The organism is Vibrio sp. 99-70-13A1 (genome assembly GCF_013114625.1).
In the GTDB taxonomy this organism is placed as follows: domain Bacteria; phylum Pseudomonadota; class Gammaproteobacteria; order Enterobacterales; family Vibrionaceae; genus Vibrio.
Map to the genome: position 1 here is coordinate 1 of NZ_VTXD01000061.1, position 9,952 is coordinate 9,952.

9 protein-coding genes are annotated in these 9,952 nt (G+C 41.3%); 4 read left to right on the forward strand and 5 right to left on the reverse strand.

Annotated features, from left to right (window positions below):
• Both F0226_RS21575 and F0226_RS21580 read left to right on the forward strand, forming a co-directional pair.
• On the forward strand, positions 1-114 hold a 114-nt coding region (locus F0226_RS21575), incomplete at its 5' end, for a flagellin (protein WP_253820721.1).
• A 162-nt stretch (positions 115-276) separates the two neighbouring features.
• A complete protein-coding gene (locus F0226_RS21580; RefSeq protein ID WP_171737563.1) occupies positions 277-1,404 on the forward strand; it encodes a flagellin in 1,128 nt (375 codons plus the stop codon).
• 71 nt (positions 1,405-1,475) lie between these two features.
• Here the strand turns inward: F0226_RS21580 and crr are convergent, their stop codons facing one another.
• The 5 genes from crr to cysZ all read right to left on the reverse strand — a co-directional run bounded on the left by crr (position 1,476) and on the right by cysZ (position 6,429).
• Entirely contained in the window at positions 1,476-1,985 is a 510-nt protein-coding gene (gene crr, locus F0226_RS21585) for a PTS glucose transporter subunit IIA (RefSeq protein ID WP_004737851.1), read from the reverse strand.
• Between the two features lie 105 nt (positions 1,986-2,090).
• Positions 2,091-3,815, reverse strand: coding sequence for a phosphoenolpyruvate-protein phosphotransferase PtsI (ptsI, locus tag F0226_RS21590; RefSeq protein ID WP_171737564.1), 1,725 nt, complete (start codon positions 3,813-3,815; stop codon positions 2,091-2,093).
• Between the two features lie 137 nt (positions 3,816-3,952).
• Positions 3,953-4,210, reverse strand: coding sequence for an HPr family phosphocarrier protein (locus tag F0226_RS21595; RefSeq protein WP_004734263.1), 258 nt, complete (start codon positions 4,208-4,210; stop codon positions 3,953-3,955).
• A 298-nt stretch (positions 4,211-4,508) separates the two neighbouring features.
• On the reverse strand, positions 4,509-5,477 hold the full coding sequence (gene cysK, locus F0226_RS21600) for a cysteine synthase A (RefSeq protein WP_171737565.1): 969 nt from the start codon (positions 5,475-5,477) through the stop codon (positions 4,509-4,511).
• 202 nt (positions 5,478-5,679) lie between these two features.
• Positions 5,680-6,429 carry a sulfate transporter CysZ gene (cysZ, locus tag F0226_RS21605; RefSeq protein ID WP_171737568.1) on the reverse strand — a complete coding sequence of 250 codons (750 nt, stop codon included), beginning with the start codon at positions 6,427-6,429 and terminating at the stop codon, positions 5,680-5,682.
• A 215-nt stretch (positions 6,430-6,644) separates the two neighbouring features.
• Here cysZ and zipA point away from each other — a divergent pair, with 215 nt between their 5' ends.
• Together zipA and ligA are read left to right on the forward strand one after the other, a co-directional pair.
• Positions 6,645-7,646, forward strand: a complete 1,002-nt coding sequence (gene zipA, locus F0226_RS21610) for a cell division protein ZipA (RefSeq protein WP_171737566.1) — start codon at positions 6,645-6,647, stop codon at positions 7,644-7,646.
• 149 nt (positions 7,647-7,795) lie between these two features.
• On the forward strand, positions 7,796-9,808 hold the full coding sequence (gene ligA / locus F0226_RS21615) for an NAD-dependent DNA ligase LigA (protein ID WP_171737567.1): 2,013 nt from the start codon (positions 7,796-7,798) through the stop codon (positions 9,806-9,808).
• Positions 9,809-9,952 lie beyond the last annotated feature (144 nt).

The following is a 9,952-nucleotide window of genomic DNA, read 5'->3' on the forward strand; positions in this document are numbered from 1 at the left end:
TTCGCGAAAGAAACGACTCAGATGACTAAGTCTCAGATCCTTTCTCAAGCATCAAGTTCGATTCTTGCACAAGCGAAACAAGCGCCTAACTCAGCGCTAAGCTTACTAGGTTAAAAACTTAAAAATATTCATAAAGCCAGGTGTTCTCACCTGGCTTTATTTTTTTGTGCGGAATATACCAAATAGAATTTTGAATAATTCTGTTTGGGTCGGATATGAATTAATTCAATTCATACCTTTGAAAGGGCTGAAGAAGAGGAGAGGGATTTATAGTACATGGTGTCATTGAAGACAAACATGTCTGCCATGATCGCCCAAAAGTATATGGGTGATGCTCAAGCGGATGTTGTCGACGCCCAAAGTAAACTAAGTTCTGGTTCTCGAATTGTTAAAGCTAGTGATGATGCGGCAGGTTTGCAGATAGCGAATCGGTTATATGCGCAAACTCGTGGGATAGATACTGCTCAAAGCAATGCAAACAATGCATATTCAATAGCTCAGACTGCTGAAGGCGCGTTGCATGAAAGTACGAATATGCTGCAAAAGCTACGTGAACTCGCGCTGCAATCAGCTAACGGTGCGAATACACAAGATGATAGAGAGAGTATTCATCTAGAAGCTGAAATGTTGATTGATGACTTAGATAGAATTGCTTTAACAACCACTTTTGCTGGTGAAGAGCTATTCGATGGGTATTTTGGGAAAAAAAGTTTTTACCTTGGTCCAGATGCTAATGGAGTCACGCTGAATTTGAAAAATATGCGAACAGATCACTTCGAAATGGGAGGGAACTTTGTTCGTGCATCGGATTCTACTGATGAAAATTGGTCTGTTACTGAGAGTGAAAATGAGCTGAAATTTGACTATAACGATAGACAAGGTAAATCAGAGCAAATAGATATTAGGCTTAAAACTGGTGACGATGTTCATCAGGTTGCAAGCTACATCAATGGTCAGCAAGAAGTGATGAAAGCCTCGGTAACCGAGGATTTTGAATTGCAGTTTTTTGCTTCTACTAAGTTTGCGCCTGATGGCTTTGAAGTTTCCGGAAGTTTTGTTGATAGTCTAGACATTGGAAATGCAGAGCCAATTGGGTTAGATGACTTGGATTTATCGAGTGTAGGAGATGCTCAGCTAGGGATCGCGGTTGTGGATGCATCCCTAAAGTATGTCGATGGTCACCGAAGTGAAATTGGTGGATTTCAAAATGGTGTAAGTAGAACAATAGATAACTTGATCAGCATGGACAGTAATATATCGGTAGCAGAAGGGAATATCCGAGATACTGATTATGCAAGAGCATCAACTCGGTTAGTGAAGTCGCAAATTTTAGGGCAAGCAACCTCTGCGCTTTACGCCCAAGCGAATCAAAATCCGACAGCCGCTCTAAGCTTATTAGGTTAAGTGATTTTAGTTTGTTCTAGAAACAAAAAACGCTGCTCTAGGGCAGCGTTTTACTTTTAAAGAAACTACGTTTACTTAGTAACTTTAAGAACCGGAGTTTCACCAACAGTTACAGAACCAGAAAGTTTGTTCAACTCTTTGATTTCGTCCATGTTAGAGATAACAACAGGAGTAAGAGTTGATTTAGCTTTCTCTTCTAGAAGCGCTAGGTCGAAAGTGATGATAGTGTCACCAGCTTTAACAGATTGACCTTCTTCAGCTACGCGAGTGAAGCCTTCGCCTTTAAGTTCAACAGTATCAATACCGAAGTGAACGAAAAGCTCAACGCCATCGTCAGACTCAATAGAGAATGCGTGGTTAGTTTCGAAGATCTTACCGATAGTACCGTTTACAGGAGCTACCATTTTGTCGCCAGCTGGTTTGATTGCGATGCCGTCACCAACAATTTTTTCAGCGAAAACTACATCTGGCACATCTTCGATGTTTACGATTTCGCCAGAAAGAGGTGCGATGATTTCGATTGCACCAGCATCAGCGCTGTCATCAGATACAAGCTTTTTCAGTTTGTCAAACAGACCCATTGTGTCATGCTCCTAACGTTTAGTTTTATTCTGTAGATTATAGTATACCAATCTATCAAATTAGACGACTATTTTTAGCCGTCTAACCGATTAAGTCTTTGGCGACTACTTAGTTTTATCCGCGATGAATTTATCTACGCAAGCTTGGATTTCAGACGCTGTTGGAAGAGCAAGAGCTTCTTCTGCCATCGCTTTAACTTCTGCGAAGTTAGAGTTACGGATTACTTTCTTAACTTTAGGAATAGAAATACCGCTCATAGAGAACTCATCTAGACCCATACCAAGAAGAAGTAGAGTTGCACGCTCATCGCCTGCTAGCTCGCCACACATACCTGTCCATTTTCCTTCTTTATGAGAAGCATCGATTACTTGCTTGATTACAAGCAGAACCGCTGGAGATAGTGGGTTGTAAAGGTGAGAAATCATCTCGTTACCACGGTCAACTGCAAGAGTGTATTGCGTTAGATCGTTAGTACCGATAGAGAAGAATGCGACTTCTTTTGCAAGGTGGTGTGCGATTGCAGCAGCAGCTGGAGTCTCAACCATTACGCCAATTTCGATGTCTTCATCGAATGCGTGACCTTCAGCGCGAAGTTCAACTTTGTACTCTTCGATTGCTTTTTTCAGTTCACGGATCTCTTCAATAGAAATGATCATTGGGAACATGATACGTAGCTTACCGTGTGCAGATGCACGAAGAATGCCGCGTAGTTGGTCACGTAAGATTTCACGACGATCCAAGCTGATACGTACTGCACGCCAGCCTAGGAACGGGTTCATCTCTTCTGGAAGATCCATGTATGGTAGATCTTTATCGCCACCGATATCCATAGTACGGATAATCACTGACTCACCGTGCATTGCTTCAGCTACTTCTTTGTAAGCAACGTATTGCTCTTCTTCAGTAGGAAGTGCTGTACGGTCCATGAATAGGAATTCAGTACGGTACAGACCAACACCTTCGCCACCGTTGCGCAGGATACCGTCACAGTCTTTAACTGTACCGATGTTGCCGCAAACTTCTACTTGATGGTTATCAAGCGTGATAGCTGGTAGGTCTTTAAGTTTTGCTAGTTCAGCCGCTTCTGCTTCAAAATCAGATTTGATTTTCTTAGCTTCTGCTAATTCAGCGTCAGAAGGGTTGATGATGATCTTGTTGTTCATCGCGTCTAGCACAAGCATGTCGCCGTTCTTAACTTGCTTAGTGATATCGTTAGTACCAACGATAGCTGGAAGCTCAAGTGAACGTGCCATGATTGAAGTATGAGATGTACGACCGCCGATGTCACAAGCGAAACCAAGAACGTAGTCTAGGTTGATTTGTGCAGTTTCAGATGGTGTTAGGTCGTAAGCAACTAGGATAACTTGTTCATTGATATCTGCTAGAGAAACAATGTTGATGCCTAGTGCATTTTTAACGAAGCGTGTACCGATATCACGGATATCAGTCGCACGTTCTTTTAGGTACTCATCATCAAGTGACTCAAGTGCAACAGCTTGCTCTTCGATCACTGTGTAGATCGCGTTGTCTGCGTGCATTTTGTCTTTCTTGATGAGTGCTAAAATCTCTTCTTCTAGCTCTTCATCTTCAAGCAACATGATGTGGCCTTCAAAGATTGCTTCTTTTTCTTCGCCAAAAGTTTCAAGTGCTTTTTGCTTAACAACTTCAAGTTGCTGAGAAGATTTGTTACGAGCGTCAAAAAAACGCTGAACTTCTGCTTCAACTTGATCGTCGGAGATAGATTGAGTGTTTAGGACAATTTCATCTTCTTGAAGTAGCAGTGCTTTACCGAAAGCAATACCTGGAGATGCTAGGATGCCTGAAATCATAGCCTTACCTTAGTTGTTCAACTGTAAACGGGAGAATGTGTGACTTTAAGCTTCGGACAATAAGTCGTGCTTATTCGTCTCTATTTCGAACAAAGCCACTTTGCTATGCAAAATGGCTTTGAAAAGAGGAGACCGGATTAGTGTAGTTGATCCATAAGAGCAACTAGGTGGTCTACAGCTTGCTGAGCTTGAGGACCTTCAGCAGAAATAGTTACGTTAGTACCTTTTACTAGGCCTAAAGTTTGTAGCTTGAAAAGGCTTTTTGCGCTAGCGCTTTTGCCGTTCGAAGTCACAGTGATGTCTGCGTCGAAAGATTTTGCTTCTTTAACGAACTGTGCAGCAGGACGAGTGTGAAGACCATTTTCTGCTGTGATTTCTACTTGCTTCTCGTACATTTTATATACCCCAATTAATTTATTTTTTGTAAGTTTGTAACCAATTCAGCTTAACTGCTTTAGCTTAATTCTGCTAGAGCGTATGAACTTTGTTCGTGTCAGAAATGAAACTGGTCAAAAGTTTTCCAGCCATGGTGGTCTTTTTTGAACACTCACAACCTTCGAGAATCTGTTTATTGCTTCTTTTATTTTGAAGCGAAAAATAAAACAGATGTGATATTACCAAAGGTGGGGCAGGGATCAACAAAAAAGCCCCTAATAGGGGCTTTTTTGGAGTAAAAATTGATTTGACCACATATTACTGTTGGTTCTCTTTCTCCGTAAAAATGCCTGCAAATAGAGCCGTACTTAGGTAACGCTCACCAGAGCTTGGTAATACTGTTACAATAGTTTTCCCTGCAAATTCAGGTAGTTCCGCCAGTCTGTTCGCGGCTACAACTGCTGCGCCTGAAGAAATGCCAGCTAGAATTCCTTCTTCTTCCATTAGGCGACGAGCCATTTCAATTGCTTCATCAGATGTTACAGATTCAACACGGTCAATAATCTCTAAATCAAGGTTTCCTGGAATAAAGCCAGCGCCTATACCTTGAATCTTGTGAGGAGCCGGTTTAATTTCTTCACCCGCTAAAGCTTGTGCAATCACTGGAGATTCTGCTGGTTCAACTGCAACTGAAGTAATCGCTTTGCCTTTTTCACCTTTAATGAATCGGCTTGTACCTGTGATTGTACCGCCAGTACCAACACCTGCTACGAACACATCGATTTCGCCATCTGTAGCTTCCCAAATTTCAGGGCCAGTTGTCTGTTCGTGAATTTGTGGGTTTGCTGGGTTATTGAATTGTTGTAGTAATAGGTACTTGTCTGGATCCGCTGCAACAATTTCTTCTGCTTTAGCGATTGCACCGTTCATACCTTTTGGTGCTTCAGTCAGCACAAGGTTAGCACCTAAAGCTTTTAGTAGTTTACGACGTTCTAAGCTCATAGACTCAGGCATTGTTAGCGTTAGCTTGTAACCACGAGCAGCAGCAACGAAAGCCAGAGCAACACCAGTATTACCACTTGTCGGCTCAACAAGCTCGATACCCTCTTTTAAAGTACCCGCTTTTTCTGCTTCCCAAATCATGTTTGCGCCGATGCGGCACTTAACACTGAAGCTAGGGTTACGAGCTTCAATTTTTGCTAATACTTTGCCTTTACTTACTTTGTTTAAGCGAACTAGGGGAGTATTACCAATTGTTTGAGTGTTGTCTTCGTAGATTTTGCTCATCTGATATTCCTTCATTTAATGATAGAACTAAACGTAGTATATCAATCAGCATACCGTCTAGTGTCTCTTAATGTTTTTTGAACTTGAAAAGAGATTAGAATAGATGAAAAAAAGGTAAAAGGATTAAAAAGTTATATCATATAGAGATGTGATGCTAAGAAGCAGAATTATCCCTAGATGTCGGGCATCTAGGGAAGGGGTATTAACGCTTGATTTGGTCTTTGAATTCACCCACCCACATGGCAGTTGCACCACAAACAGCAACAGGCATAACAATTAGATTAAGAATTGGGATAGTTGTAAATAATGAAACCAACATACCAAAGCTATAGGCTTTTCCTTGTTTTTGTTTCAAATTGTTTCTCATGTCATCAAAGCTAATTTTATGGTTATCAAATGGATAATCAGCATACTGAATTGCTAAGATCCATGCAGTGAAAATAAACCATAGAAACGGCGCGACAGTTTGACCTAATGCTGGAATCAGTAATAGAAGGAAGAGACCAATGGCTTTAGGTAAGACATAGACCAGTTTTCTCCACTCACGCGCTAGGATTCTTGGTGTATCTTTTAGGACGTCGAGCAGACCATCATCATTTACTTTTTTCCCGCTAAGCATCTCTTCTACTTTTTCTGCAAGAAGCCCATTGAATGGAGCAGCGACAAAATTAGCGAGGGTGCTAAAGAAGTAAGAGAAAGTAGCTAAGATAGTTAAAGTCAGTAATGGCCATAATATATAAGATAACCATGAAAGAAATTCAGGTAGCCCACCAATCCAACTTTCTATCCAGATATTCAAGTTGGAAAATATATAAAATAGAGCACCACCTACAAGTAAGACGTTAGCAAGTAGCGGCATGAGCACAAACTTACGAATGCTTGGGGATAACGCTATTTTAAGACCATATATAAAGTAGCCGAAGCCAGAATGTCGTTTAGATTCAGTATGCATATTCAATGTATTGGTTAATTTGCGGACAGATATAGTGTACTCGACCAGAATTAAGAAAAAAAGCGTGGTGAAAATCACATCATCTGATGAACTTCTTGCATTAAATTGTTCTAAAACCGCTACTACATTTGGTAGAGTAGTGAGATTAGCCAAATTAACTTAACTCAGTAACAGCGATTAAAAAGCTAGTTGACTGAGGCAGCTGAGAGCGAAAAATGCAGGAATTGCGATTTGTACTCATTATTGTAGGCGCTTTAGCTATCGCCGCATTATTGTTCCATGGCTTATGGACGAGTAAGAAAGAAGGGAAAGCAAAGTTTGGTGATAAACCGTTAGGTAAGCTTGATAACGGTGAACTTGATAGCCAAGATGACTTACCTAGCCGTTCATTTGCTCCTGAAGATGATTTTGAAATAATCAGAAAAGAGCGTAAAGAGCCTGATTTTGCCACGCCTGAATTTACTGCAGATCCTCTTATTGATTCAGATGTATTAATGAGCGCTCAAAGTGTTGATGCTAAGAAATCATTTGAACCTGATGAAGTGCCTTCTTTTAGTGTTACAGATACTTCTGAAACCCTCGAGGACAATATATCTGAGAGCATTTATGATGAAGCACAACCTGAGTCGGTTCTCAGATCCTCACCTGAAGTCGTAGAGAGTGGAATTAAACAAGCAGAGCCCGCTCAAGCGTTTGAATCAGAGTCTTCTCAAATAGTGAGAACTTCACCGGTAAATGAAAACCAAGTGAGTGATTTTGAAGAAAGTGCAATACAAGAAAGCGTGACTAAAGATGAAGAGCCGGAATTAGAAGTCATTGTTTTAAATGTTCATTGCGCAGGTGAAGCTCCATTTATTGGAACTGAATTGTTCCGTAGTATGGAAAATAATGGTCTGACTTATGGTGAGATGGCTATCTACCATTGTTATGCAGGAAATAGTGATTCACCAAAAGTGATTTTTAGTGTGGCGAATATGATGCAGCCAGGTACTTTAGAGCATGACAATCGAGCCGATTTTTCTACAAAAGGTATCTCATTCTTTATGACTTTACCTTGCTTCGGAGAGGCGGATCAAAATTTCAACGTAATGTTACGTGCAGCTCAAAAAATTGCCGATGATATGGGCGGGAATGTGCTTGATGAATCTCGTAACTTGATGACACCAAATCGTTTATCAGATTATAGAAAACAGATTCGAGACTTTATGACTAAGTAGTCCCGTGTTGTTAAGCCGTGTACCTCTACTATAAGCACATAGTGACTATACTGGTACGCAGTATAGAAAATAATTGCTGTAAAATTCATAAAGAGAAAAGGGTTCCTCAGGGAGCCCTTTTTGATGTTTAGATATAGGCCGAGAATATTATGAAAGAATCGATTCAAGCTACCTTAGAACAGCTTAAAGAAACACTGCACTACCACGCTGTCCGTTATTACGTGGAAGATAGCCCTGAAATACCTGATGCAGAGTATGATCGGCTAATGCAGCAGTTATTAGAAATCGAAAAGCAGAATCCGCAGCTCATCAGCATTGACTCTCCTAGCCAGCGTGTTGGCGGGCAGCCACTTGATGGTTTTAGTCAGGTAAGCCATGAAATTCCAATGCTGTCACTGGATAATGCGTTTGATGATAGTGATTTAGATTCATTCTATAAGCGAATGTCTGACCGTGCGCCTAACTCGGACTTGAGTACATTCTGCTGTGAACCCAAACTGGATGGTTTGGCGGTTAGCCTTTTATATGAAAATGGTACATTGGTTCAAGCCGCGACACGTGGCGATGGAGCAACAGGCGAGAATATTACTGAGAATGTGCGAACAATAAGCGCAATTCCTTTAAAACTCCAAGGCGAAGGTTGGCCCGAGCGAATCGAAGTTAGGGGTGAAGTCTTCATGCCTAAGGCGGGGTTCGATAAGTTAAATGAGCTTGCAATCAAAAAAGGTGATAAAGCGTTTGTCAATCCAAGAAATGCTGCCGCTGGTAGCTTAAGACAACTTGATTCAAGAATTACTGCTACCCGACCTTTAAGTTTTTATGCTTACAGTGTAGGAGTGGTAGAAGGTGCTGAGCTATCAGGAAGCCACTATAATCGCTTCCTACAACTTAAAAGCTGGGGGCTACCAATGTGCCCAGAAACTAAGCAGCTAAGCTCTCTCAATGATGTGAAGGCTTACTATCAAGATATTATGGCCCGCCGTGATGGATTGGCTTATGAAATTGATGGTGTTGTGATTAAAATTGACAATATTACCGCGCAAGAAACTCTAGGGTTCGTAGCAAGAGCACCTCGATGGGCTATTGCTTACAAATTTCCCGCACAAGAAGAAATCACACTGCTAAATGATGTGGAGTTTCAGGTTGGTCGAACCGGCGCGATTACCCCTGTCGCGAAGCTAGAACCTGTTTTTGTCGGCGGCGTAACTGTGAGTAACGCAACACTACATAATGCTGATGAAATTGAACGGCTTGGCGTGAAAATTGGTGATAGCGTTATTATTCGAAGAGCTGGCGACGTTATCCCGCAAATTGTCTCGGTTAATGTAGAACGTAGGCCTGACAATGCTCAAGAGATTGTTTTTCCAAATGTATGCCCTGTGTGTTCTTCTTCAGTAGAAAGAGTGGAAGGGGAAGCAGTTGCCCGTTGTACTGGCGGATTAGTGTGCCAAGCTCAACGTAAGGAAGCACTTAAGCACTTTGTTTCTCGAAAAGCTCTAGATGTGGATGGTCTAGGAGTTAAAGTGATAGAGCAGCTTGTTGATCGAGAAATGGTTGAGACCCCTGCAGATTTATTCAAATTAAGTGCTGGTCTGTTAACTGTACTGGATCGTATGGGACCTAAATCTGCTCAAAATGTTGTCAATGCGCTGAACGCTGCTAAAGAAACTACATTGGCAAGGTTTATCTATTCACTCGGCATTCGCGAAGTCGGGGAAGCAACTGCGATGAATTTAGCTCAACATTATAAGTCTTTGGATGCTGTTTCATCGGCGACACACGATTCATTACTCGAAGTTTCAGATATTGGTGGCATTGTTGCGAAGCATATCACAGCTTTCTTCTCGCAAGAAAAAAAACAAAATGTCGTAAATGAACTGATTGAGCTTGGTGTTCACTGGCCTGAAATCGTATCGCTTGATGAAGGTGTTGAACTACCACTAGAAGGTAAAGTGGTGGTACTTACTGGGTCATTATCCCAACTCGGTCGCTCAGAAGCTAAAGCGGCATTGCAGAGTTTGGGTGCCAAAGTAACGGGCAGCGTTTCAAAGAAAACCGATATTTTATTTGCTGGTGAAGCAGCTGGTTCGAAATTAGCAAAAGCTCAGGAGTTAGGAATAGACATTAAAACTGAGCAAGATTTGCTCGACATGATTAATTAATACGTTAATTTTTATTATTTAAAGGCACCACATTGTGGTGCCTTTTTTATTTCTCGCTTCGAAATAAAAGTTCAAATTTCACTCAGTAAATTAAGCCATATAATACACGCGATTTTTATTACGTGATCGCTATCTATGTTAGGA

Excerpts from the sequence above, each read along its gene's own strand:
- F0226_RS21595 (WP_004734263.1), bottom strand. The coding sequence starts at position 4,210 with ATGTACGAGAAGCAAGTAGAAATCACAGCAGAAAATGGTCTTCACACT.
- F0226_RS21580 (WP_171737563.1), top strand. The coding sequence starts at position 277 with ATGGTGTCATTGAAGACAAACATGTCTGCCATGATCGCCCAAAAGTAT.
- ligA (WP_171737567.1), top strand. The coding sequence starts at position 7,796 with ATGAAAGAATCGATTCAAGCTACCTTAGAACAGCTTAAAGAAACACTG.
- ptsI (WP_171737564.1), bottom strand. The coding sequence starts at position 3,815 with ATGATTTCAGGCATCCTAGCATCTCCAGGTATTGCTTTCGGTAAAGCA.
- cysZ (WP_171737568.1), bottom strand. The coding sequence starts at position 6,429 with ATGCATACTGAATCTAAACGACATTCTGGCTTCGGCTACTTTATATAT.
- cysK (WP_171737565.1), bottom strand. The coding sequence starts at position 5,477 with ATGAGCAAAATCTACGAAGACAACACTCAAACAATTGGTAATACTCCC.
- zipA (WP_171737566.1), top strand. The coding sequence starts at position 6,645 with ATGCAGGAATTGCGATTTGTACTCATTATTGTAGGCGCTTTAGCTATC.
- crr (WP_004737851.1), bottom strand. The coding sequence starts at position 1,985 with ATGGGTCTGTTTGACAAACTGAAAAAGCTTGTATCTGATGACAGCGCT.